Consider the following 23260-nt stretch of genomic DNA (forward strand, 5'->3'; position numbering starts at 1 on the left):
TGGATTAGAGCTTGGATTAACGCAAACCTGCACGCCGCGCTGCACGATCAATTGCGGCGGCAACCTCGGGCGCTGCGACAACCTGCGGCATGTGACCGATCCCCGGTAACGCGACCAGTTCGGCCTGCGGGATTTGCTGGATCAGTCGTTGGGAATGCCACTCGAGGCCGACAGTGTCGTCGGCGGTGCCGTGAACGATTTCGGTTGGCACTGAAATCTCACCGTATTTTGGCTGCAATTGGGTTATCTCATCCAATAGATTGGCCCGTTGCTTGGCATTTGCATGCATGGAACTGCGCCGGATGGTCAGGCCGGGTCCGAAATGCTGGGCATATCCAGCGGGGGCCGATTGGGGCGCAAATACAGTGTCCAATGCCCGTGTCACGTACCAATCGGGCACGAAGGAAGAGATCAGGGGCAGGGCGAGCGCGTTGCCGACCGTGGTAGATGCCAATTGGTTAAACCCATCCAGCGGCGTTTCCCACGGAATGGCAGCAGGTGCGATCAGAACAAGCGCCGAGAGATCCTCGGGCCTTGTGACCGCCCATGCAAGTGCCACTGAACCGCCATAGCTTTGGCCCGCAACGATTGGCTTTTCCGCCCCAAGTTGGGCAGCAGCTTTTTGCAGGATATCCGCTTGCTCCGTGATCGTTTCACCGTCTGGGTTGAAACTTTCTGAAAACCCCAGGCCGGGCCGGTCAAAAACGATGACGCGGTAGTTTTCCGCCAGAATGGGTGCCAGCGCAAAGGTCATGTCGCGGGTGTTGCCGCTTGAGCCGTGAAGAAGGACCACATCTGGCCCTTTCCCCATGACAACCGCATGAACGGCGATCCCGTCGACATCAAGAATCTGACCTTCGGGTGGGAAAGCCACTTCTGCCTGTGCTTCGTTCCGGGCGCTGCGCCACGCAGTCACAACGGCAAGGCCCAGAATGATGAGGCCAAAGGATATCAAGTTCTTAGCGGCCAATTTTGCTCATATCAAAAGGCGTAGTCTGATAGATTTCGTTTATCCAGTTTCCGTAAAGAAGATGCGCGTGGCTGCGCCAACGGTTTTGAGGTGTCTTGGATGGGTCATCATCCGGATAGTAGTTGATCGGCACGTTGATGGGCGTGTCATTGGCGACGTCGCGATCATACTCCTGTTTCAGCGTGTCGCTGTCATATTCAAAATGGTTGAAGATATACAGCGCGCGGTGGCTGGGATCCTCGACCAGACAAGGGCCTACATCGTCGCTGCCCAGCAGGGTCGTCAAACCCTGCGCGGCGTCGATCTCATCTTGTTTCATTTCCGTCCAGCGGCTGACTGGGATAACGCAATCGTCTGAGAACCCACGCAAAAAAGGTGATGCAGGGTTCAGGTTGCGGTGACGGAAACAGCCAAAGGCCTTGGCATCCAGCATGTGTTTTCGGACACCATGAAAATGGTTGATCATCGCCATCCCGCCCCAACAAACTCCAAAGGTTGAATGTACGTTTGTCTGAGTCCAGTCAAAGATTTCGCTGATTTCATCCCAATAGGTGACGTCACCAAATTCCAGATGCTCGATTGGCGCGCCAGTAATGATCAGGCCATCAAATTTATGGTCCTTGACCTCCTGAAAAGGCTGATAGAACTCGGACATATGCTCGGCGGCGGTGGTTTTTGTCTGGTGTTCCGTCATACGGATCAAAGACAGTTCGATCTGCAACGGGGTTGCGCCGATCAGGCGCGCAAACTGGTTTTCCGTCTGAATCTTCTTCGGCATCAGATTCAGCAACCCGATGCGCAGGGGGCGAATATCCTGACGCATTGCCTGATCCTCGGACATGACCATAACGCCCTCTTTGTTCAGGACGTCGAAAGCGGGCAGATCTGAGGGGATTTTGATGGGCATGTGTCTGACTTCGAAGAGATTAGGGAAAACTGGTAGTTAGGCGTTATTGCGTCTGGCCTCAAGGGTACGTTCGATCAACTCATCGAAATCGGCCGCATCGCGGATCTTGCCGATGTCATTGGCATCAATCGTCACGCCCCAGTTCTTTGCCATCGCCTCGTACCGGGGCTGACGATGGGCCAGGGCTTGTGCATAGGTCCAGCGGACAAAATCATCGGGGTTGACCTCGGTCTCTGCACAGCCGTGTTGATCCAGATACTCTGTCCAGGAACGGGTCAGGAAATCGGCCTGATAGGACATGGGTTTTGGGGCCTTGTCGAAACGGCGCACAAGATCGGCCGTATGACCCTCGTCACCCTTCAGCCAGATCATGAGGGTGTGCCGCGCGAGTTCGGACAAAACCTGATCCCTTGGGTCTTTGGGATCCACCCACTCGCAGATGGATCCGCCCGTATCGCAGATAAAGTGAGGATATTTGTACAGACGCTCGGCGCGGTCGATGAAGTATTCGGTGTCCAGCAGCGCATGAATTTCGGCCAAGCGAAACTGTTCCTGCCTGCGGCGGTATTCCGGCATGTCCAAGCCGCCCAGATCGGGGTTTCCCGGCTTGCCCAGATAAGCAGCAACAGGTGTCAGATTGGCGAATGAAATATTCGAACCGATATAGATCGAATCCGACAACAGCAGTTCACGCAAGAACGGAACTTTCATGGCCTCGGCCTTGGCATTGTCGGTGATGTACTCGCCCATATAGCGCGTTCCGATCCGGTAATCGATCGAGTAGTGGAACCAGTTCCCGGAATCTCTGAGGATGTTGGATACGTAGGTCTTGCCTAATCCTGACATGCCAAAGAACAGCACTTTCTTGCGGCTTGCGGTGCGCCAGTCATTGGCTGAGGTGTAGATCATTTTGCGCTGTCCTTTTTGCCCTAGCTAAATCGGGCAGCGCACGGCGTCAATTGGGCCGGGACGAACGATTCAGAACCAAAAGGCCAATCGCCAGAACGGCAAAGCCCAGAAAGGCGTTTGGGGACAGGGACTCTTCGCGCAGCAATGCGCCCAGAACAATAGCGACCGGGGGTATGACAAGCGTCACCAGCATCAGATTGCCACTGCCGGCCATTGCCAAAACCCGATAGTAAAGCAGATATGCGCCGGCCGTTGCGACTATCGCATAATACCCGATGGCCGCCCAGGTTATCGCGGGTAACGCCAAGCTGGGTATTCCATCAACTGCTAGTGTTATTGGTAATACCAGCACTGTCGAAGCCGTCAGCATACCGGCGGCGGCAATCACTGGGGAAAGGTGCGATAACGTTTGCCTCGCCCAAGCCGCGGCACATGCGTAGGAAACTGTTCCGGTCAACACTGCAATCTGAGCGGTGCTTTGCAGGCTGAAATTCAAGAAATTCTGCACTCCGATCGCGATTGAGACACCAAGAAAGCCCAAGCAGACACCCAGTAGCCGGGTCTTTGTCAATCGTTCGTCGCGAAAAAACAGTGCTGCAATCAGAACGCCGAAGATCGCAGTCGCCGCGTTCAGGATCGCCGTCAGACCCGTGTCAATGTACAGCTGCCCCCAAGCCATCAGGCAAAAGGGGATGACGTTGTTCAATAGCCCCATGACCAAAAAAGCGCCCCAGATACCGGGCGAGCGCGGCACCTTGATCCCCTTGATCCAAGTCACCAGCCACAAGACAAGCATGGCCCAGAATGTGCGATGCAAAACCGACGTCATCACGGGAAGCGTGTCCAGAGCGACCCGGATGGAAACAAAGGAGGCGCCCCAGATCAGTCCAAGCAACAAAAGCTCGGCCCAGGCGCGAAGAGAGAGGTGTTTTTGTGCATCCATACGGGCACTGTTTCATTGAAGTTAACCAACGGCGACCCGGTTCATGCGAAAAAGCCCCGCAGAAACTGCGAGGCTTTGTAGGAACATATGATACTCAGATCAGTTCAGAGCGTATGTGATCTGGAAACCAACGCTCCAGGCGCTGTTGCCTGTGAATGTACCACGTGCCGCCGGACCGGCGCCATTCGCGGTGGCATCTCCGATATCCGTGTAACGTACACCACCGGAAATTTTGGCATTCTCAAGAGAATAGGTGCCACCCAGACCGATGCTCCAGAACCCATCTGTCGGGCCGAGGTTCGACACCGGCGTACCTTGGGAAGATTCGTAGCCCAGTGTCACAGCACCAGAAAACTCTTCCGAGAACTGATAGCCCAAACCCAGAGAGTAGGTGAAGGTGGCTTCGTCATAGTCAACCAGGTTCGTGGTCGGTGGATAGTTTGGCGGGTTATACACAAGCTGTGGCCAGTCGACCCAACGGATCGAGCCAAACAACAATGTCTTGGGCGCCACACCGGTCTGGAAATCCAAGTTGATTGACTGCGGTGTTTCAATCTCACTTGTGGTGTTGAACGTTGCCACAGTCCCCGGCGGAATTGGTGGGATAGGAGGCGGATTGAGCGATTCTGTCTGCGAAAGGTCGTGGCTGATCTTGGAGTTATAAGTCAGCGATACACGTGCTGCGATTTCGGGTTTTTCCCAGGCGACACCAACAACATACCCAAATGCGGTATCAGCGCTGGTATCCACCTGATAGCCTGCGGTAATGGGAACAGTTATCGAGGCCTTGACGCGCTGCGCGCGAATACCACCGATCGCACTGAACCCGCCATCGAATTTGTAGCGCAGCAGCGCTGTGATGGCATCTGTATCCGCTGTCGCCCTCAGGCTGTCGGTTCGACCGCCGGGAATTGGGTTGATAGACAAGGGATACGTGCTCGCGTACTGAATATCGGCACCGAAGGGCTGATCATACATGATGGCGAAATCAAGCTTTTCTGTAAGCGCCGTTTTGTACCCCAAGTGCGGTGTAAAAAAGTCGTTCGCAACTTCACCTGAATCAACGGGTTGGCCACCATTTGTGCCAAAAACGTCTGGCATCGTACCGGTCACGCTTGGGTCGGTATACCCCAACCGAAACTGAACTGCAGAGCCTTCTTCAAAGATCAGGTTGATACCCTGACCGCTGCGGTCCAGGCCGCCTGCAAAACCAGCCGTTGCTCCAACGCACAAAGCGCACGTTGCGAGTAGTGTTGTTTTCATTCTGTCCTCCCGAACTTTTTCGAGTATTTGCCTGGCGAAGAATTGAGTGAGTCCAGCGCCTACTCGTGTGTAATGCGCGATACTTTCTTTTCAGTTAGTTTAAGGTCAACTGGTGACGGTGCGTTACTTGTTGCCACTACAGTTCTGAACTGTTGCTAAACTGTTACGATTTTCGGACCAGATGTTCAGGAAAATGCCTGCAAAGATGATAGCGGCGCCGATCAGCACCCAATGGTCGATGGGCTCGTGATAGAGGATCATTCCGATCACCGCGATTGTCGGAAGGCGTGCAAAATCAAAGGGAATGACGACGGTTGCCGGGGCGATAGACAGGGCATTGGTAATGCAAAAATGCGCCAGCAAACCCGCCAACCCAACCAGAATCAAGTAGGGCGCGGTTTGCATTGTCGGAAGCACAATCTGACCGTCGATGCCAGCGGCTGTGGCCCCAAGGACCGTTTGCATTGCAGTCAGCCAGAAAACGATACACCCAATGCTGGCAAAACGCGTGAGCTTCTTAGTGGTAATCGTTGTAAAAGCAAAGAATACCGCGGATGCCGCCGCTGTTATTAAGCCGGGGCTCAACGGGGCAGCGCCTGGGCGCGTGACGATCAGAACCCCTGAAAACCCAATTAGCGCCGCTATCAACCGGAGCGGGGTCAACCGTTCGTTCAGAAACAGCGGCGAGAGCAGGATCACCCAAAGCGGCTGAGTGAACTCCAGCGCGAAAACCTGTGCCAAAGGAGCCACTGCTACGGCGTAGAACCAGAGATTTTGCCCTGTAAAATGTAAAGTGTTTCGTAGGGCGTGCAACCCCAGCCGTTCGGCTGAAACCTGATGCCAGTTGCGAGTTAAAGTCAGGACTGTTGCAACAACGACGAACCCCACGATGCTGCGATACATCATGATTTCAAAGGTATCATGCGCAGAACTCAGCTCACGCCCTGCAACCGCCATGGATGAAAATGAGGCGATCGCACCCGTCATCCAAAGACCGGCCTTCAACACGTCTTTCTGCGCATGGCTCATTTCGGGCGTCCCTCAGGTTCGTCGCGTAGCCGCGCGGCCAAAAGACCGCAAGGCCAAGAGCTTATGATAAGCAGGCTAGGTTTGCCCGGCCATTCAAACGTCGAAGGTGCACCAGATTCAAGGTCGTATAGATGACTGCCCCGAACAAAGGCTTGAACGAGAAGGACGTTTTGCAGCTCAATCAGTTAAGTTTTACGCAGACACCCACCGGTTATTCCCACTCGATGGTGCCGGGTGGTTTCGATGTGATGTCATAGGTGCACCGGTTGATGCCCTTAACCTCATTGATGATCCGCGTTGCCGTTTCGCCCAGGAACTCATGGCTGAACGGGTAGTAGTCTGCGGTCATGCCATCGACAGATGTGACGGCCCGCAGCGCACAGGCGTAGTCATAGGTGCGTCCATCACCCATGACGCCTACCGTGCGCACTGGCAAGATGGCGACAAAAGCCTGCCAGATGTCGTCATAGAGGCCGTGTTTACGGATCTGGTCGATATAGATCGCATCGGCTTCCCGCAAAATACCCAGTTTTTCACGTGTGATTTCACCGGGGCAGCGGATTGCCAGACCGGGGCCGGGGAAGGGGTGGCGTCCGATGAAGCTCTGCGGAAGGCCAAGTTCGTGGCCAAGTGCGCGCACCTCATCCTTGAACAGCTCTCGCAGGGGTTCGACCAGTTTCAGGCCCATCTTTTCCGGCAAGCCACCGACATTGTGGTGCGATTTGATGGTTACAGAAGGCCCGCCCGAGAATGACACCGATTCGATTACATCCGGATAAAGCGTTCCCTGGGCCAGGAACTCGGCCCCTTCAATGGTATCGGCGTGTTTCTGGAACACGTCGATGAACAGTTTGCCGATGATCTTGCGTTTGGTCTCCGGGTCGCTTTGCCCTTCAAGCTCGCCAAGGAACAGTTCGGATTCGTCCGCGTGGATCAGTTGGATATTGTAGTTGTCGCGGAACATGCCGACGACTTCTGTCGCCTCGTTCTTGCGCAACAGCCCGTGGTCAACGAAGACGCAGGTCAACTGGTCTCCAATCGCCTCGTGGATCAGGATCGCCGCGACCGAGCTGTCAACGCCGCCCGACAAACCGCAGATGACCTTCTTGTCACCAACCTGCTCGCGGATCTTGCGGATCATCTCCTCGCGATAGGCCCCCATGGTCCAGTCGCCCTTGAAACCGGCCAGCTTGACGAAGTTCTCGTACAGCTTCGCGCCCTTGGGCGTGTGGTGCACCTCGGGGTGGAACTGCACGGCATAGAAATGGCGCGCTGGATCGGCTGTGATCGCAAAGGGCGCGTTAGGCGATGTGCCAAAAACCTGAAATCCCGGCGCGATTTCACTGACGTGGTCACCGTGGCTCATCCAGACCTGTTCGTCCCCGTCGTCAAACCAGCCCTTCAGAATTTCCAGTTCGTCTTTTGGCGTGACAAAAGCCCGACCGAACTCGGCGGTGCCATGGCCACTTTCGACCTTGCCGCCAAGCTGGTGCATCATCACTTGCTGGCCATAACAGATGCCCAGAATCGGCACGCCGTAGTCAAAAATCTCTTGCGGAGCACGGGGCGACCCTTCGCGCGTCACACTGTCCGGCCCGCCCGAGAAGATCACGGCGCGCGGGGCCATTTCCCGCACGAAATCCATCGTGACATTCTGGTAAGGGTGAATTTCGCAATAGACATTCAGTTCGCGCAGGCGGCGGGCAATAAGCTGCGTAACCTGGCTGCCGAAGTCGATGATCAGAAGGCGGTCGTGGGATGTCTGGGTCATGTCAGCGCCTTAGGGCAAGCCTGCACATTTCGCAAGAGCGAGGTCCGATTCCGGCGCGGGATTCGATGAAGATCGCCACACAGGCCTTGGGCACTCGTGTTTCCCGCCGTTCGTGATCCGAAGTAGACAGGTGCGGTAACAATTGGGCCGCACTTTCCAAAATCCGATTATCCCCAATGGCAGCCCGTTGGCGGGATTGCAGAACGGCAATGTCGCTTTTTCCCCCAACGTGCCGCAATCCCTATGCTTGCGTTCCGGCAAACCTGTATCAAACGCTCAATCTAACCAACAACACGGGATCTTCTCATGACCGAGGCAAACACCCGGCGCAGGGCGAGAGGTGGCGGTGGCGCTGCCCGCCGTGCCGAGCGGACTGCAGTTCGTATCGAGACCGCGAAATACATCGAACGCAACATTCCGAACTTCGAAATCCTCAATGAAGAGGCACTGGAGATCATCGAAAACAATGCGGAAACCGTGTTGGAAGAGGTCGGTGTTAACTTTGTTGATAACCCTGCCGCTCTGGAACGCTGGCGCGACGCTGGCGCGGATATCGACGGTGAACGCGTGCGCATTCCGCGTGGCCTGGCTCGTGAGCTGATCAAAACTGCGCCCAGCGAGTTTACCCAACATGCCCGCAACCCCGAGAAATCGGTCGTAATCGGTGGTCGAAACATGGTTCTGGCCCCGGTTTACGGCCCTCCTTTCGTGCGCGATGCACAGGGCGGCCGTCGTTACGCGACGATGGACGACTTCAACAAGTTCGTGAAACTCGCCTATATGTCCAAGTGGTTGCACCATTCGGGCGGTACTGTGTGTGAGCCGACCGACATTCCGGTGAACAAACGCCATCTGGACATGTTGAAGGCGCACATGACCCTGTCGGACAAGCCTTTCATGGGTTCTGTGACCGATCCCAGCCGGGCTCAGGATTCGGTCGAAATGTGCGAAATCCTGTTCGGCAAGGAGTTCGTTCAGCAAAACACGGTGATGACGTCGCTGACCAACATCAACTCGCCGATGACATTCGACGATGTGATGATGGGCTCGCTGGAAGTCTATGCACGTAACAATCAGGCCTGCATCATCTCGCCCTTTATTGTGGGCGGCGCGATGGCGCCGGTCTCGGTGGCCGGTACTTTGACACAGGTTTTGGCCGAGGTTCTTGCCGGTGTGGCGTACAGCCAGATCGTCCGTCCCGGTGCACCCGCGATCTTTGGTGCATTCGTGACTTCGATCGACATGAATTCAGGTGCACCGACCTTCGGAACACCAGAAGCTGCGCATATCACCTATGGCGCGGGTCAACTGGCGCGGCGTCTGAACTTGCCCTATCGGTCCGCAGGATCGTTCTGTGGCTCGAAACTTCCGGATGCGCAGGCGGCTTATGAAACAGCGAACTCGCTGAATATGGGACTGTTGGCTGGCGTGAACTTCATGTTGCATGCCTGCGGCTGGCTGGAAGGCGGCCTGGTGGCCGACTTCGAGAAATTCGTTATGGATGCCGACCAGTTGGGTGTTTTGCATTCGCTGGCCAAAGGCGTGGCCTATGACGAAAACGCGCAGGCCATGGATGCGATCCGGGAAGTTGGCCCGGGCGGGCATTACCTAGGATGTGCCCACACGCAGGCGAACTTCAAGGAATCGTTCTGGAAGTCCGATCTGCTGGACTACAAGCCATATGAAACCTGGCAGGAAGAAGGCGCACGTGATACGCGGGCTCTGGCCTCTGCGCGGGTTGAACACCTGCTTGCTAATTACCAGCAACCGCATATGGAACCGGATACAGCCGCAGCGCTGGAAGCCTATATCGCCGAGAAAAAGGCCTCCATGCCGGATGCGTTCTCCTGATTACTGAAGGACCGGGGCGCGGCTGGCCTGATACAGCCGCGCCTCACCCAACAGCGCGATAAGAATGTCGAGATGCCGGACCAGAGAGTATGCGGCATCATCTTCTTTGCGCAGTTCATTTACCTCTTTTTCCATCTCCATCAGTCGCAGCAGGGCCTGACCTGAACCCGGCAATGATCCGTATCCCAGAATACGTTGCAGATGCCTGTCCCGGTTGTACTCTCTCGCTCCGAAATTTGCGGCTCTTGCCAACATGCGTGGGCGGTGAAGCGTTGAGATCATTGTCATCAGGTCCTGCATCTTATGTGTCCTGTGTCTGAAGGTTTACGGGACCATTAAATGCACAACCTAAGCGGGTGTTGCCTGCGTGACAGCCTCTCCGAACGATGGTTTCACGACTGTTTATCTTTTTGAATCAAATCTGGTTCGTGCCTTGTGAGGTTAACGAACGAGTAACGAATGGACCTCTAGTTAGATTTGGTTAACCCGCAATCCGAGGGCGAAAAGTGACATTTTGTTTTGTCGACGAGGGCAAATAATCATGGAAAACAACATGGCTTTCACCATTCCGGCATGGGTTCCAGAGGGGGCGCAAAGATACCTTGCTCATACCGAAACCGGACGCTCGATCCGCGATATCGCGAGATCGGCAGGCTGCCATGCGTCAACCATCCTCCGGCAAATCCGGCGTATCGAGATGCGCCGTGACGATCCATTGGTGGATGCTGCTTTGCAATCGCTGGCAGAAACACATTTTTCCATGTCCGATGACGCAGGCGACGCGGTCGTGATCGCGGATGAAGCTGCCCAGGAAGAAGCGTTCGAAAGAGAAGCATTGCGCATTTTGCGCCGCCTGAGTGAAACCGGTTCGGTTCTTGCCGTGGCTGAAGAAATGGACAAAGCGGTAGTCGTTCGCGACACCGGCAACGCCGGAGCGACCAGAACCGCGGTCGTCGATTGCGAGATCGCTCAGGCTCTGGCCTTAAAGGACTGGATTTCCTGCGATAACCCCGGTCGTATTTCACGGTATCGGATTTCTGCAGCTGGCCGAACGGCCCTGAGCCACCTGATTGCGAAAGCGGAAAACAAGGCGCGGGTGGGGACTGAATTTGGATTTGCCGAAGCCCAGTCGTTGTTTCAGTCTAAGACGTCGGCCGGGGCGGCTGACCGGATCAAGCGCATTCGCTATAGCGCCACGGAAAGCCCGTTGGTTGCCCTTGCACGCAGGCGTGACCGCGATGGCAAGCCTTTTCTGGATGAATCGCTTGTCAGCGCCGGAGAGCGTTTGCGCGAAGATTTCGAATTGGCGCAGATTGGCCCACAGGTTTCACAGAACTGGGACCGGTTTCTTACGGCTGGTGGCCGTGGCTGTTATGACAGTGAAAGCCACGGAGGAAAGGGGTCATCCGATGCGCGGGATCGCGTGGCGCGGGCCTTGTCTGATCTTGGCCCCGGACTAAGTGACGTTGCCCTGCGGTGTTGTTGCTATCTCGAAGGTTTGGAACTGGCGGAAAAGCGTATGGGCTGGTCTGCACGATCCGGCAAGATTGTTCTGCGGATCGCATTGCAGCGGCTGAAACGCCACTATCAGGATCAGGCTGAACGCGACCGCATGATTGGCTGAAGGCACAAAAAAGGCCCGTCATAACGGGCCTTTATTCGTCTTGTTAATACTCAGGCCAGTTCGGGCTCTGCCGTCGCCTGAAGATGTTTCATCAGGTTTTCGGGCGAAGACACGCCATAGGGATCTTCGGGGCAGTTATCCATCAGGCCAGGTTCTTCGAACCAAGCTTCGACAACGCCGTCGTTTACGATGGCCGCATAGCGCCATGACCGCATGCCAAAGCCCAGATTATCCTTGTCAACCAGCATACCCATTTTGCGGGTGAACTCGCCCGATCCATCCGGAATGACCTTTACGTTGGTCAGGCCCTGATCTTGCGCCCATTTGTTCATCACAAAGCTGTCGTTGACAGACATGCAGTAGATTTCATCGACGCCCCGGGCAATGAAATCGCTATACCCGTTTTCAAAGCCGGGCAGTTGATATGTCGAGCAGGTGGGCGTGAACGCACCGGGCAACGAGAACAGGATCACGCGTTTTCCTGCAAAATAGTCAGCGGTGGACTTGTCTTCCCAACGGAATGGGTTTGGTCCTTCGATTGAGTCATCACGGACACGGGTGTGAAAGGTCACGTTGGGCAGAATTGCGCCGGATTTCATGGTCAAGCTCCTGTGATTCACTTGTGATTTTGTTGTGACTTAAAACAGTTCCAAACTACCTTCAATCGACGAAACGCCGCATTTTGAACTAATAATCTCTTCTCATTAGGCATTGAAAACATGCGGTAAAACGGGAATTTGCAATCGTGCTCTTGCTTATGCACGGCGGCGTTGCATAGCGGCTATGCGCCGCTGGTGTAACACTGCGCATCTGTCTATGTTATGAGCGACAGGATTGACCCAAAGTCAGGAAAATTGCCCGTGCGAGATCTGAAGATCCCCGAACAGCGCCATCCGGAAAAAGCGCACCGCCCGGATAATGCGCAGCCCAAGAAACCGAACTGGATCAGGGTCAAGGCACCCGGCGGCAAAGGTTATGCAGATACGCGCCGGATCATGCGCGACAACAATCTGGTCACCGTCTGCGAAGAGGCAGGATGCCCCAATGTCGGCGAATGCTGGAGCCAGGGTCACGCCACCATGATGATCATGGGCGAGATTTGTACCCGTGGCTGCACATTCTGCAATATCGCTACCGGTCGCCCAGACGACCTTGACGCCTTTGAACCCGGCCGGGTGGCACATGCAGTCGAAAAACTTGGCCTGAACCATGTGGTTATCACCTCTGTCGACCGGGATGATCTGAGCGATGGAGGAGCCGAGCATTTTGCGCAGACCATCCGCGCGGTGCGGCACCGCTCTCCCAAAACCACGATCGAGATTCTGACACCCGATTTTCTGAAATGCGATGCGGATGTTCTGGAAATTGTGGTTCAGGCGAAGCCGGATGTCTTCAATCACAATCTGGAAACCGTACCGGGTTTGTACCCCGAGGTTCGCCCCGGTGCGCGGTACTTCCATTCCCTGCGTCTTTTGCAGCGGGTGAAAGAACTTGATCCGTCGATCTTTACCAAGTCTGGCATCATGGTTGGGCTTGGCGAAAACGAACAGCAGGTGCGCCAGGTCATGGATGATATGCGCGCGGCGGATATCGATTTTTTGACGATTGGCCAGTATCTGCAACCAACGCCGAAACACCACGGCGTTGATCGTTTCGTTACACCCGACGAGTTCGCGTCATACGAAAAGGCGGCATACGGCAAAGGCTTTCTGATGGTATCTGCGACACCTTTGACCCGGTCTTCTTATCACGCTGGTGACGATTTCACCCGACTGCGCGCGGCGCGTCTAGAAAAGCTACAAAAAGCGTGACACCGGATAAGATCGCGCGACTGACTCGTCTGCGCCACGAGCTGCATCAACACCCCGAACTTTCGGGACAAGAAAAGAAAACCGCGGCGCGGGTGGCTGAATTTCTGCGCGACGCTGGTGCTGACCATGTTATGACCGGAATAGGTCGGCACGGGATCGCTGCTGTTTTCGAAAGTGGCCAACCCGGTCCCACGCTGGGCATTCGCTGCGAACTGGATGGGCTGCCGATCCAGGAGTTGGCGAACCATTCCCATGTATCTCAGGTCGCGGGCAAAGGGCATTTGTGCGGCCACGACGGTCATATGACAATGGTTCTGGGCGTGGCAGACGTGTTGAATCATCAACGCCCCAAGAAGGGCCGCGTCGTATTGATTTTCCAGCCAGCCGAAGAGACCGGCCATGGTGCAATCGCTTTCCGAGCTGATCCCCAATACGCCGAGGTTGCGCCCGACCTGGTGTTGTCTTTGCACAACTTACCGGGATTGGAGTTGGGGGCGGTCGAAATTTGCAGCGGTTCTGCCAATTGCGCCTCACGCGGGATGCAGATCGTTCTGACCGGAAAGACGTCACATGCTGCCGCTCCGCAAGATGGGGTGTCACCTGCCGGTGCGCTGGCACGCCTGATGCCGGCTTTGACCGCGTTAGGCGGCGGCGGGGATCTGAATGACGATTACGCGTTGACGACCGTCACACATGCCACGTTGGGTGAGCGCACGGTCGGAGTAGCACCGGGGCGGGCCGAGCTGTGGGTGACGCTTCGCACCGTCACGGACGCGAGAATGGCGCAACTGATCACCGACGCTGAGTCGCTGGTCCGCGAAACGGCCAAAGCCGACGGGCTGGCGGTCGAAATCAGTTATGACGAAGTGTTTGAGGCTTGTGCCAATCACCCGGAAGCAGTTTCGATCCTGTCCAAAGCCTGCACGGAGCAGGGCGTTTCTTGCAGGTTGACCGATCAGCCACAGCGTTTTTCAGAAGATTTCGGCCAGTTTGGAAAAAGCGCGAAAACCGCCATGTTCTGGTTGGGGTCGGGGAGCGACCATCCCCAGTTGCACAACCCGGACTATGATTTCCCGGATGCGCTTATTCCGATTGGGACCGGGATATTTTTGAAGGCCATCGACGCTGTGTTAGGCCGCGACTGCTAGGACCGAGGCTTTCAGTTCATCAGATCGCCAACGATTCCAACAGCTTCTATTACAGTCTTCGTATCATCCGATATCGAGATTATTTCGTCGTCGACCCGAATATACCGTTGCCCTGGCTTCAGCGGTTTGAGCTTCCAGTTGTCGAGCTCGTCAATATAATCAAAACGCAGGTCGTTCGGCAATTTCTGACCTCGGGTGTATCGTTTGATTTGACCGGGCGGAACAGCTTTGCCGTTTGACTTAATGGATTTCTCTACTTTGGTTTTGTTGGCACCTTGCCCTTTGCCCTTGTTGTCTTTTGCATAAGACGCACCTGCAAGGGACACGATCGCCAAAAAGACGCCCGCTATCGCGAAAAACCGCTTCATTATCAATACTCCTGCTATTTCCTGAAAGGTAAAGCGACGAGGCGATGGTTGTCCATTGATATTCTAAATAATGAATTTTTAATCGGGTCTGAGGACGAGGCCGGAAAAGGCCCGCTCGGGCTATTCGTCCGTAAAGCGGACTTTGCCAATATAGGGCAGGTTGCGATTGCGTTGAGCATAGTCAATTCCATAACCCACGACAAATTCGTCTGGTATCTCAAAACCGATCCAGTCTGATCGAAAATCCACTTCGCGGCGGCTCGGCTTGTCCAGCAGGGCAATGGATTTCAGGCGCGCGGGGTTACGGCTTTGCAGCAACTTGGTGACATGGTTTAACGTATGACCGGTGTCAACGATATCCTCGACAACCAGCACGTCGCGCCCTTCAATTGCGCCACGCAAGTCTTTGAGAATACGAACTTCCCGGCTGCTCTCCATCGCGTCTCCGTAAGAAGAAGCTTCAAGGAAATCCACTTCGATCGGAAGGTCAAGTTCGCGCACAAGGTCGGCGATGAATACAAAGCTGCCGCGCAGCAGACCCACGACCACCAGCTTGTCGGTGTCTTTGAACTCTGCCGAAATGTCGCGACACAGCTCCTCGATTCGAGCAGCGATGGCCTTTGCCGAGATCATCTCATCTATCACATATGCGCGGTCAGTCATCGCAGCCCCCTTGATCTTTGGCGCGCAACATACGACATGACGCGCCATTGTCACCTGCAAATACCGGACGTCATGCCTATCCATTCGGAAACCCGCCACCTGCCTTATACTGCCCAGCAGATGTACGACCTGGTTGCCGACGTGGCCAAGTACCCGCAATTTCTGCCGTGGTGCGCTGCTGCCCGCATTCGCAATACCTATGCGCTGGAAGAGGCTGAGGTGATGGAGGCCGATCTGGTCATCTCGTTCAAGGTTTTCCGGGAACGTTTTGGCAGCAAAGTAACCCTGTTTGCGGATCAAAAGAAAATCGACACCGAATACCTGGACGGCCCCTTCAAATACATGAAATCCGACTGGCAGTTCGAGGACGCGCCTGATGGGGGCTGCAACGTCTCGTTCCATGTGGATTTCGAATTCAAGAACGCCATCCTGCAAGGGATTATCGGTGTGGTTTTCAACGAAGCCATGCATCGGATCGTGCGCGCGTTCGAGGCGCGCGCGCAAGAACTCTACAGCTAGGTCTTTACCCTTGTCAGGCGCACGCTAGACTACGCGCATGACGGAATTTACAGTATCATTGGCCGCTTTTGCGGCAGGGCCGATTTCTACGTCGTCTCAGGCGCGAATCGTCACATCGCTATCTGTTCTTGACTGGGTCGCTGTGGGCCGGGCAGGCGCGCGCGAACCCGTCTCAACCACGGTTCGCGACATGATACTTTCCGAGGGCGGGAACCCTCAGGCGCATCTCTTTGGCGGCGGCCCGGCGCCGCTACGTGGTGCGGCGTTGGTGAATGGCACGGTGTCTCACGCGCTGGATTACGATGACACGCATTTCGCCCATATCGGGCATCCTTCCGTCGCCATTTTGCCCGCAGCCCTTGCGGTGGCCGAATGGGATGACCGTATTCTTGTCGACTTTCTCGAAGCCGCTTTGGTGGGTATGGAAACCTCAATCCGAATTGGCTTGTGGCTGGGGCGCGGTCACTATCAGGCAGGGTTTCACCAGACGGCGACATCCGGTGCCTTTGGGGCGGCAGTCGCTGTTGGCCGTTTGCTGGGTTTTGACGCAAACCAGATGCGAATGGTTCTGGGTCTGACGGCGACGCGTGCGGCGGGGCTGAAGGCGCAGTTCGGAACCATGGGCAAGCCGTATAACGCCGGACTTGCCGCTTCAGCAGGGGTCGAGACGGCCTTGCTGGTACAGCGCGGTTTTCAGGCCAACGCCGACGCGCTGGAGGGTCCTTATGGATTTGGGGCAACGCATCAAGGTGCAGCGGATCAAACTGCTCTGGATGGGTTGGGCGATGAATGGCTGTTTGAAACGGTCAGCCACAAGTTTCACGCCTGTTGCCACGGTCTTCACGCCGCGCTGGAAGCCGCGCGGGAGTTGGACATAGCGGAGCCAGAGGTCGCCGAGATCCAGATAAAGACTCATCCGCGCTGGATGAGTGTGTGCAATCAACTGTCACCGACAACCGGACTGGGGGCCAAGTTTTCCTATCGGACAGTGATCGCGATGCAGGCGCTGGGATATGATACGGCTTTGCCAGATAGTTTCACCGACAAGGTCTGCGTCGACCCGCGTATAACGTCTTTGCGCGACCGCATCACGGTCGAGGCAGATGACAGCCTGTCAGAAACGCAGGCGCATCTGTCTCTGCTGCGTCGCGATGGCATTCGCCGCGAAGCGACGCATGATCTGCTGAACCCAATGTCGTTGTCGGACCGTGAGGATCGCGTGCGCGACAAAGCGACCAAGCTGATCGGTGCGGATGAGGCGGACACGATCTGGTCGATGCTGCGCACCGGGGGACGTGCCCGCGATCTGGCCGAACGTATGGCGGGTTAAGCCACGCACCAGTGCAACGGAAAGCCCGGGTCAAATACAGTGACTGGTCCATCGCCTGTTTCAATCTTTGAGGGATACGAAACGGGCTCACCCTTGGTCAGGGTAATCATATCCTGGTTCACCGGTAAGCGATAGAAACCCGGCCCGTTGAGCGACACAAAGCCTTCCAGCTTGTCCAATGCATCTTCCCGGTCAAACATTTCGGCGACCAAAGACATGGTGTTGGTCGCTGTGAAACAACCGGCACAGCCGCAAGCCATTTCCTTGTTGGCATCCGTGTGCGGGGCGCTGTCCGTGCCCAGAAAAAACCGCGCATCGCCCGATGTCGCGGCGGATAGCAGGGCCAGACGGTGTTCTTCGCGCTTGGCAACAGGAAGGCAATAGTAATGCGGTTTGATGCCACCAACCAGGATATGGTTGCGGTTGATAATCAGGTGATGCGCCGTGATCGTTGCACCCAGATCAACCGCGTTGGCTTTGACATAATCCACACCATTTGACGTGGTGATATGTTCCATCACCACACGCAGGCCTGGTGTCGATCTGCGGATTGGATCAAGAACACGGTCGATGAACACGGCTTCGCGGTCAAATATGTCGATCTCGGGATCCGTCACCTCGCCATGTACGCACATGGGCAAGCCGATTTCGGCCATCTTCTCAAGCACCGGGCGCACTTTGTCGAAATCGCGCACACCCGAGGCAGAGTTGGTCGTTGCCCCGGCAGGGTACAGCTTGACGGCTTTGATCAGACCGCTGGCATGGGCTGCAGCGACATCTTCGGCATCTGTATCCTCGGTCAGATACAGGGTCATCAGCGGCTCGAACGTCATACCGTCGGGCAGGGCCGCCAGAATGCGGTCTCGATAGGCAGCGGCCTGGTCGCCGCGCACAACCGGCGGCACCAGGTTCGGCATAATGATCGCACGGGCGAAATGGCGCGCGGTTTCGGGCAGGACGGCCTGTAGCATCGCGCCATCGCGCAGATGCAGATGCCAGTCGTCGGGGCGGCGGAGCGTAAGGGTGTCGGTCATGGCCTTCCGCTAGCATAGCTGTTGCGAAAGACCAACTGCGTCCGCGCAAGGCACAAAAAAAATCTTGTCAACCGACCTGAACGTCGTAGCTCTGTCCAAGGTTGAGGCCTTGACGCCCAGACACTTGCATGACCTGTTTATCCCTAAAGCAGAGAGGGGTTCCATGACACAGCCAGATTCCATCGATGCCGTGCAGCAGATGCTGGGTCGTCAGGGCTATGTCTGCGGTCGCGCCCTTGCGACGGTTGTGTTCCTGTCGCTGAAGCTTGGACGCCCGTTATTTCTGGAAGGCGAAGCAGGGGTTGGAAAGACCGAGATCGCCAAGGCTCTGGCATCCGGGTTGAACCGGCGCCTGATCCGGTTGCAGTGCTACGAAGGGCTGGATGCGTCGTCAGCTGTTTACGAATGGAATTTTTCGGCGCAGATGGTCGCGATCCGAACGGCTGAGGCCGCGGGTGGGGCCGACCGGGGCGCGTTGCAGACTGAACTGTTCTCGGACGAATACCTGATCGAACGCCCCTTGTTGCAGGCAATGCGCCCGGACGAAAATGGAGCGCCGGTTCTTCTGATCGACGAACTGGACCGGACCGATGAACCGTTCGAAGCCTTTCTACTGGAAGCTCTGAGTGATTTTCAGGTCACGATTCCTGAACTGGGCACTGTTGTAGCACCCGAACCACCGATTGTAATTGTCACGTCGAACCGGACCCGCGAAGTGCACGATGCCCTCAAGCGTCGCTGCCTGTATCACTGGGTTGATTATCCTGATTTCGAACGTGAGATCGAAATTCTGCATGCGCGCGCGCCTGAAGCTGCGGAAGGGCTTAGTCGCGAGGTTGTAGCCTTCGTTCAACGTTTGCGCACCGAGGATTTGTTCAAGAAACCCGGTGTGGCCGAGACCATCGACTGGGCGAAATGCCTGTTGGCGCTGGATGTGTTGAACCTCAGCCCCGAGGTGATCGGCGACACGCTGGGTGCGATCCTGAAATATCAGGACGACATTCAAAAACTTCAGGGGTCCGAGGCCAAACGCATCCTCGACGAGGCCAAGGCCACGCTCGAACCGGTCTGATGTTTCATCTTTTTCCAAATACTCCGGGGGTATGGGGGCAGAGCCCCCATAACGTCTGATGGCCGAACAACTTTCGCTGGATATCCCGGACAACCCAAAGCTGGCGCACAACATCACCCATTTTGCCCGCGCACTCAGAAAGGCTGGGCTGCCAATCGGACCCGGTCGTGTGATCGACGCAATTCGTGCCGTGCAGGCGGCAGGTTTTTCCGAGAAACAGGATTTCTATTGGACCTTACACGCCTGTTTCGTGAACCGCCCGGAACACCGCGTGGTTTTCGCGCAAGTCTTCCGAATGTACTGGCGAGATCCGCGTTACATGGAACACATGATGGCTATGATGCTTCCTGCAATTCGCGGCGTTCAGGAAGAACGCAATGCCGATGCCGCTGAAAAGCGCGCAGCTGAGGCGCTGCTGGACGGGGTTGAGCGTGATTTGCCGGACGCTGCAGGACAGGAGGAAGACGAAACCGAGATCGAAATCGACGCAACCCAGACCGCATCGTCCGAGGAGCGGCTGCGCAATCTGGACTTCGAGCAGATGAGCACGGTCGAAATAGCGCAGGCCAAGCGCGTATTGGCGCGGATGACACTGCCAGTAAAGCCAATTGAATCACGCCGCGGGCAGACCAGCCATCTGGGGCACCGCATCGACCGTGCCCGCACCTTGCGCGCGGCCATGCGGCAAGGAGGTGAGTTGCGCGATATTGCCAGGCTACAGCCCAAACCGCGCTGGCCAAATCTTGTCGCACTTTGCGATATTTCCGGCTCGATGAGCCAGTACAGTCGGATCATCCTGCATTTCCTGCACACGGTATCGAACACCAAGGGAGCGGGTTGGGCGAAGGTCCATGCCTTCACATTCGGCACACGCCTGACCAACATAACGCGCCACCTGCACCAACGGGATGTAGACGCGGCACTTGCCGCCGCAGGGGCCGAGGCGCAGGATTGGGAAGGCGGCACTCGCATCGGAGAGTGTCTGCATCAATTCAATCGGGACTGGTCACGCCGGGTGATGGGGCAAGGGGCGGTCGTTCTGCTGATCACCGACGGGCTCGAGCGGGGTGATCCCGAGCTCCTCAGGAAAGAGATCGAGCGTCTGCACCTTTCCTCAAAACGCCTGATCTGGCTGAATCCCTTGTTGCGTTGGGACGGGTTCGCACCCAGGGCGCAAGGCGTTGCCGCGATGCTGCCGCATGTTGACAGTTTTCGCGCAGGGCATTCGATTGCCTCACTCGAAGACTTGGCCGCAGCGATTTCAGAACCCGACGACCAGGGGCAGAAAGCGCGGCTGATGGCCGCGCTTTCTGATTAGCAGATTACGACAGCTGCTCTTCGTTGCACTTGCGGGCCATCTCCATGGCTTTGTAAGTGCCTGTCAGATCGACCGTGAAGGCATAGGATGTCTCGGGGAACACGATCATGACCTTTTTCTTTGCCAGATCATCCGCGAACTGAGGGCTGTCCGACAGGACATAACCACCGGAATAGCCTTTGGTGATGTTACCTTTCATGCCGGTCGCTTCACCCAGATAGATGTTGTCGCCCAGCAGGATGGCGACTTCTTGCGTCTCGCCACGTTTGATATCGGTTTCAGCCTTGGTGAACACGCCGACATATCCCACACCGCGATCTTCGGTCAGACCCATCTGAACGACGTTTTCCGCATCATCAACGGCCTCGATCAGGCAGGATTTCTTTTCATTGTCGATGAAGATTTTCCAGCCTTCAACCTCTCCATAGCGTTGGAATGTGTCAGCCCACGCTGCGGTTGAAGTCAAAAGACCAACTGCCGCGCCCAGTGCAAGAATACGTTTCAACTGCATGTCTCCGATCTATGAATTGTTTGGTATGCAAGCCAGACCCGATGCCGGTTGCCTGTACAGGCTAGAACTCGGGTCACAAACAATCAATGCTATGATTTGTTGAATATCTTTCAGGCCGTGGCGTTGCCTTATGGGGTTCAATATAGACCTTTTGGTAAGCTTGGTGCGCTTTTCATCCCGCAAATCCCGCTTATGTTGGTGTCATAGGTCATCCGGAGGTTCCGATGGAGCGATTCGACAACAGTCCTGAAACGGCGCTTGACTGGCACCGCAGCGGGCGCGGCGCGGCGCTCGCTACAGTTGTCGAAACCTGGGGCAGTGCGCCGCGGCGGGTGGGATCCCAATTGGTGATTGGCGGTGATGGTCGGATAGAAGGCTCTGTTTCTGGTGGATGTGTCGAAGGTGCTGTTATCGTCGAGGCGCTTGAAGCCATTGATGAAGGCGAAGCGCGTTTGCTTGAATTCGGGGTCAGTGACGACGATGCCTTCGCGGTTGGTTTGGCCTGTGGGGGGACCATACGCATTCTTGTCGAACCCATAGGAAAAGTCCTGCCAGAATCTATGTTGGCGGAACTGGTAGCCGCTCGGGCCGCTCGAACGCCCGTTGCCTACGAAGTCAACATCGAGACCGGGCGCAGGGCGCTGCGCCGCAACGCTTATGCCGACAGGCTGCGTATGGATCGGTCAGGGTTCGAAGAGGATGGCCAGACCTTTGTCGCAGTACATAACCCACCGCTGAGGTTGCTGGTTGTTGGGGCGGTTCACATCGCGCAGGCTCTGGTACCGATGGCGCGGATTGCGGGCTATGATCCAACCATTATCGACCCGCGTGACGCCTTCGCGTCCAGTGCGCGTTTTCCCGGCGAAACGATCCTGACGGATTGGCCGGATGAAGCTGTTGCGAAGCTGGGACTGGACGCGCGGACCGCGATTGTCCTGCTGACACATGACCCAAAACTCGATGATCCGGCGCTACATGCCGCATTGGACGCCGATGTGTTCTATATCGGTGCATTGGGGTCAACACGCACCCATGCCAAGCGCATTGAGCGTATGAAAGCGGCTGGTTTCACCGATGCGCAAATCTCTGGCATTCATGGGCCCATTGGCCTGGATATTGGGGCCGCCGGTCCCTCGGAAATCGCGGTTGCGATACTGGCGCAGATCACTGCAGTTCTTCGAGGGAAGGCATGAAATTTGGGCCTGTACCGGTCTCCCGGGCAGAAGGAGCTATTCTGGCGCATTCGGTTACAGCGGATGGGCGAAAGCTCCGCAAAGGGCTTGAATTGCGCGCGGAACATGTAGCGCAACTGGAAAAGGCTGGTTTAAGCGAGGTCATTGTTGCCCGGCTGGATACCGGTGATTGCCATGAAGATCAGGCGGCACGCAAACTGGCGTCTGCGCTGGCACCTGATCCAGCTTCAGCCAACTTGCGGGTAACCGAGGCTTTTACCGGGCGGGTAAATCTTTTGGCCGATGGGCCCGGGGTTGCCGTGCTTGATGTTCACGCACTTGAAATGTTCAATCAGGTCAATCCGATGATTACCGTTGCGACCGTTCCCCAGTACCAGCAAATGGGGGCGAACGGCATGGTGGCGACCATCAAGGTCATCTCATATGCCGTGCCAGAGGCTGATGTTCAGCGCGCCGCCGGGCTGGCAAAAGGAGCTGTGCGTTTGGCGCGGCCAGTTCATCGGACAGCCGGTCTTGTTGTCACGGAAATTCCCGGTGGGCCGCCGAACGAAAAGGGGATTGCCGCAATTCGGGGACGGGTCGAGGCATTGGGAATGGAGCTTTCGGAGGTGCAGATTGTTCCGCATCGAACGGATACTTTGACCAGCGCGATTTCTAAGGGGAAAGGTGATCTTCTGATGATATTGACGGGTTCGGCCACCTCGGACCCGAACGACGTCGCACCGTCGGCCGTTCGGCTGGCTGGCGGGACGATTGATCGCTTTGGTATGCCGGTTGATCCGGGAAACCTGCTGTTTCTGGGGGACCTGCAAGGCCGACCTGTGATCGGTTTGCCGGGATGCGCCCGCTCTCCGGCGTTGAATGGGGCGGATTGGGTGCTGTCGCGTGTCGCATGCGGGATTGAAACAACAGGCGCAGATATTGCCGGAATGGGGGTTGGCGGGTTGTTGAAGGAAATCCCGACCAGACCCCAGCCGCGAGCGAAACGAAACGACTGACCGCCGCCAAGGTCCGCTATATTGCGTA

General features: G+C 56.3%; 23 protein-coding genes. 10 read left to right on the top strand and 13 right to left on the bottom strand.

All coding sequences use genetic code 11. The features are described from left to right. Window positions 1–16: 16 nt before the first annotated feature. From ACR0J7_RS00680 to guaA, 7 genes are all read right to left on the bottom strand, one after another. Entirely contained in the window at window positions 17–970 is a 954-nt protein-coding gene (locus tag ACR0J7_RS00680; RefSeq protein ID WP_480913001.1) for an alpha/beta fold hydrolase, read from the bottom strand. Next, window positions 960–1877 (bottom strand): homoserine O-acetyltransferase MetA, encoded by a 918-nt coding sequence (gene metA, locus ACR0J7_RS00685; protein WP_480472447.1) that lies wholly within the window; start codon window positions 1875–1877, stop codon window positions 960–962. Before metA ends, ACR0J7_RS00680 begins: the two co-directional genes overlap by 11 nt. Before the next feature lie 36 nt (window positions 1878–1913). Beyond that, complete coding sequence (locus ACR0J7_RS00690) at window positions 1914–2786, bottom strand: ATPase (RefSeq protein WP_480472449.1); 873 nt, start codon at window positions 2784–2786, stop codon at window positions 1914–1916. Between the two features lie 46 nt (window positions 2787–2832). After that, window positions 2833–3729 carry a DMT family transporter gene (locus ACR0J7_RS00695; RefSeq protein WP_480913003.1) on the bottom strand — a complete coding sequence of 299 codons (897 nt, stop codon included), beginning with the start codon at window positions 3727–3729 and terminating at the stop codon, window positions 2833–2835. A gap of 99 nt (window positions 3730–3828) precedes the next feature. Next, entirely contained in the window at window positions 3829–4992 is a 1164-nt protein-coding gene (locus ACR0J7_RS00700) for an OmpP1/FadL family transporter (protein WP_480481189.1), read from the bottom strand. Window positions 4993–5115: 123 nt separating this feature from the next. Next, window positions 5116–6021 carry a DMT family transporter gene (locus ACR0J7_RS00705; protein WP_480481187.1) on the bottom strand — a complete coding sequence of 302 codons (906 nt, stop codon included), beginning with the start codon at window positions 6019–6021 and terminating at the stop codon, window positions 5116–5118. A 211-nt stretch (window positions 6022–6232) separates the two neighbouring features. Further along, entirely contained in the window at window positions 6233–7792 is a 1560-nt protein-coding gene (gene guaA / locus ACR0J7_RS00710; protein ID WP_480831049.1) for a glutamine-hydrolyzing GMP synthase, read from the bottom strand. A 306-nt stretch (window positions 7793–8098) separates the two neighbouring features. On the opposite strand from guaA, the gene ACR0J7_RS00715 reads away from it, so the two are divergent. Then, on the top strand, window positions 8099–9643 hold the full coding sequence (locus ACR0J7_RS00715) for a trimethylamine methyltransferase family protein (RefSeq protein WP_480913006.1): 1545 nt from the start codon (window positions 8099–8101) through the stop codon (window positions 9641–9643). Here the strand turns inward: ACR0J7_RS00715 and ACR0J7_RS00720 are convergent, their stop codons facing one another. Continuing rightward, on the bottom strand, window positions 9644–9943 hold the full coding sequence (locus ACR0J7_RS00720) for a DUF6477 family protein (RefSeq protein WP_480481181.1): 300 nt from the start codon (window positions 9941–9943) through the stop codon (window positions 9644–9646). A 241-nt stretch (window positions 9944–10184) separates the two neighbouring features. On the opposite strand from ACR0J7_RS00720, the gene ACR0J7_RS00725 reads away from it, so the two are divergent. Next, entirely contained in the window at window positions 10185–11267 is a 1083-nt protein-coding gene (locus ACR0J7_RS00725; protein ID WP_480481179.1) for a DUF6456 domain-containing protein, read from the top strand. A 50-nt stretch (window positions 11268–11317) separates the two neighbouring features. Here ACR0J7_RS00725 and ACR0J7_RS00730 read toward each other — a convergent pair whose 3' ends face one another. Continuing rightward, window positions 11318–11866 (bottom strand): redoxin family protein, encoded by a 549-nt coding sequence (locus tag ACR0J7_RS00730; protein ID WP_480481177.1) that lies wholly within the window; start codon window positions 11864–11866, stop codon window positions 11318–11320. A gap of 261 nt (window positions 11867–12127) precedes the next feature. Between ACR0J7_RS00730 and lipA the strand changes: the two genes are divergently transcribed. Beyond that, window positions 12128–13078 carry a lipoyl synthase gene (gene lipA, locus ACR0J7_RS00735; protein WP_480481175.1) on the top strand — a complete coding sequence of 317 codons (951 nt, stop codon included), beginning with the start codon at window positions 12128–12130 and terminating at the stop codon, window positions 13076–13078. After that, on the top strand, window positions 13075–14226 hold the full coding sequence (locus tag ACR0J7_RS00740) for an amidohydrolase (RefSeq protein ID WP_480913008.1): 1152 nt from the start codon (window positions 13075–13077) through the stop codon (window positions 14224–14226). The genes lipA and ACR0J7_RS00740 overlap by 4 nt, the downstream gene beginning before the upstream one ends. A gap of 11 nt (window positions 14227–14237) precedes the next feature. Here ACR0J7_RS00740 and ACR0J7_RS00745 read toward each other — a convergent pair whose 3' ends face one another. Together ACR0J7_RS00745 and hpt are read right to left on the bottom strand one after the other, a co-directional pair. Next, entirely contained in the window at window positions 14238–14594 is a 357-nt protein-coding gene (locus ACR0J7_RS00745; protein ID WP_480485807.1) for a hypothetical protein, read from the bottom strand. A 120-nt stretch (window positions 14595–14714) separates the two neighbouring features. Further along, on the bottom strand, window positions 14715–15257 hold the full coding sequence (hpt, locus tag ACR0J7_RS00750) for a hypoxanthine phosphoribosyltransferase (protein ID WP_267365856.1): 543 nt from the start codon (window positions 15255–15257) through the stop codon (window positions 14715–14717). Between the two features lie 72 nt (window positions 15258–15329). Between hpt and ACR0J7_RS00755 the strand changes: the two genes are divergently transcribed. Both ACR0J7_RS00755 and ACR0J7_RS00760 read left to right on the top strand, forming a co-directional pair. Then, complete coding sequence (locus ACR0J7_RS00755) at window positions 15330–15776, top strand: type II toxin-antitoxin system RatA family toxin (RefSeq protein WP_480913011.1); 447 nt, start codon at window positions 15330–15332, stop codon at window positions 15774–15776. A gap of 37 nt (window positions 15777–15813) precedes the next feature. Next, window positions 15814–17106, top strand: coding sequence for an MmgE/PrpD family protein (locus tag ACR0J7_RS00760; protein ID WP_480537736.1), 1293 nt, complete (start codon window positions 15814–15816; stop codon window positions 17104–17106). On the opposite strand, the gene pyrC is transcribed toward ACR0J7_RS00760, so the two are convergent. Then, on the bottom strand, window positions 17103–18140 hold the full coding sequence (pyrC, locus tag ACR0J7_RS00765; protein WP_480913012.1) for a dihydroorotase: 1038 nt from the start codon (window positions 18138–18140) through the stop codon (window positions 17103–17105). The two genes, ACR0J7_RS00760 and pyrC, sit on opposite strands and share 4 nt — an antisense overlap. Window positions 18141–18303: 163 nt before the next feature. On the opposite strand from pyrC, the gene ACR0J7_RS00770 reads away from it, so the two are divergent. Together ACR0J7_RS00770 and ACR0J7_RS00775 are read left to right on the top strand one after the other, a co-directional pair. Continuing rightward, window positions 18304–19212: an AAA family ATPase gene (locus ACR0J7_RS00770; RefSeq protein ID WP_480564980.1), complete on the top strand. Its 909-nt coding sequence runs from the start codon at window positions 18304–18306 to the stop codon at window positions 19210–19212. A 58-nt stretch (window positions 19213–19270) separates the two neighbouring features. Continuing rightward, window positions 19271–20530, top strand: coding sequence for a vWA domain-containing protein (locus tag ACR0J7_RS00775; RefSeq protein WP_480564977.1), 1260 nt, complete (start codon window positions 19271–19273; stop codon window positions 20528–20530). 4 nt (window positions 20531–20534) lie between these two features. Here ACR0J7_RS00775 and ACR0J7_RS00780 read toward each other — a convergent pair whose 3' ends face one another. Continuing rightward, the gene (locus ACR0J7_RS00780) at window positions 20535–21041 is read right to left on the bottom strand and encodes a hypothetical protein (RefSeq protein ID WP_480485800.1); all 507 of its coding nucleotides are present in this window, start codon (window positions 21039–21041) and stop codon (window positions 20535–20537) included. A gap of 224 nt (window positions 21042–21265) precedes the next feature. On the opposite strand from ACR0J7_RS00780, the gene ACR0J7_RS00785 reads away from it, so the two are divergent. Beyond that, window positions 21266–22234 carry an XdhC family protein gene (locus ACR0J7_RS00785; RefSeq protein ID WP_480913013.1) on the top strand — a complete coding sequence of 323 codons (969 nt, stop codon included), beginning with the start codon at window positions 21266–21268 and terminating at the stop codon, window positions 22232–22234. Continuing rightward, the gene (locus ACR0J7_RS00790) at window positions 22231–23232 is read left to right on the top strand and encodes a molybdopterin-binding protein (RefSeq protein ID WP_480505369.1); all 1002 of its coding nucleotides are present in this window, start codon (window positions 22231–22233) and stop codon (window positions 23230–23232) included. Before ACR0J7_RS00785 ends, ACR0J7_RS00790 begins: the two co-directional genes overlap by 4 nt. Window positions 23233–23260 lie beyond the last annotated feature (28 nt).

Source organism: Ruegeria sp. O4, from assembly GCF_056535125.1.

Excerpts from the sequence above, each read along its gene's own strand:
- metA (WP_480472447.1), bottom strand. The coding sequence starts at position 1,877 with ATGCCCATCAAAATCCCCTCAGATCTGCCCGCTTTCGACGTCCTGAAC.
- ACR0J7_RS00690 (WP_480472449.1), bottom strand. The coding sequence starts at position 2,786 with ATGATCTACACCTCAGCCAATGACTGGCGCACCGCAAGCCGCAAGAAA.
- ACR0J7_RS00695 (WP_480913003.1), bottom strand. The coding sequence starts at position 3,729 with ATGGATGCACAAAAACACCTCTCTCTTCGCGCCTGGGCCGAGCTTTTG.
- ACR0J7_RS00700 (WP_480481189.1), bottom strand. The coding sequence starts at position 4,992 with ATGAAAACAACACTACTCGCAACGTGCGCTTTGTGCGTTGGAGCAACG.
- ACR0J7_RS00705 (WP_480481187.1), bottom strand. The coding sequence starts at position 6,021 with ATGAGCCATGCGCAGAAAGACGTGTTGAAGGCCGGTCTTTGGATGACG.
- guaA (WP_480831049.1), bottom strand. The coding sequence starts at position 7,792 with ATGACCCAGACATCCCACGACCGCCTTCTGATCATCGACTTCGGCAGC.
- ACR0J7_RS00715 (WP_480913006.1), top strand. The coding sequence starts at position 8,099 with ATGACCGAGGCAAACACCCGGCGCAGGGCGAGAGGTGGCGGTGGCGCT.
- ACR0J7_RS00720 (WP_480481181.1), bottom strand. The coding sequence starts at position 9,943 with ATGCAGGACCTGATGACAATGATCTCAACGCTTCACCGCCCACGCATG.
- ACR0J7_RS00725 (WP_480481179.1), top strand. The coding sequence starts at position 10,185 with ATGGAAAACAACATGGCTTTCACCATTCCGGCATGGGTTCCAGAGGGG.
- ACR0J7_RS00730 (WP_480481177.1), bottom strand. The coding sequence starts at position 11,866 with ATGAAATCCGGCGCAATTCTGCCCAACGTGACCTTTCACACCCGTGTC.
- ACR0J7_RS00745 (WP_480485807.1), bottom strand. The coding sequence starts at position 14,594 with ATGAAGCGGTTTTTCGCGATAGCGGGCGTCTTTTTGGCGATCGTGTCC.
- hpt (WP_267365856.1), bottom strand. The coding sequence starts at position 15,257 with ATGACTGACCGCGCATATGTGATAGATGAGATGATCTCGGCAAAGGCC.
- ACR0J7_RS00755 (WP_480913011.1), top strand. The coding sequence starts at position 15,330 with ATGCCTATCCATTCGGAAACCCGCCACCTGCCTTATACTGCCCAGCAG.
- ACR0J7_RS00760 (WP_480537736.1), top strand. The coding sequence starts at position 15,814 with ATGACGGAATTTACAGTATCATTGGCCGCTTTTGCGGCAGGGCCGATT.
- pyrC (WP_480913012.1), bottom strand. The coding sequence starts at position 18,140 with ATGACCGACACCCTTACGCTCCGCCGCCCCGACGACTGGCATCTGCAT.
- ACR0J7_RS00770 (WP_480564980.1), top strand. The coding sequence starts at position 18,304 with ATGACACAGCCAGATTCCATCGATGCCGTGCAGCAGATGCTGGGTCGT.
- ACR0J7_RS00775 (WP_480564977.1), top strand. The coding sequence starts at position 19,271 with ATGGCCGAACAACTTTCGCTGGATATCCCGGACAACCCAAAGCTGGCG.
- ACR0J7_RS00780 (WP_480485800.1), bottom strand. The coding sequence starts at position 21,041 with ATGCAGTTGAAACGTATTCTTGCACTGGGCGCGGCAGTTGGTCTTTTG.
- ACR0J7_RS00785 (WP_480913013.1), top strand. The coding sequence starts at position 21,266 with ATGGAGCGATTCGACAACAGTCCTGAAACGGCGCTTGACTGGCACCGC.
- ACR0J7_RS00790 (WP_480505369.1), top strand. The coding sequence starts at position 22,231 with ATGAAATTTGGGCCTGTACCGGTCTCCCGGGCAGAAGGAGCTATTCTG.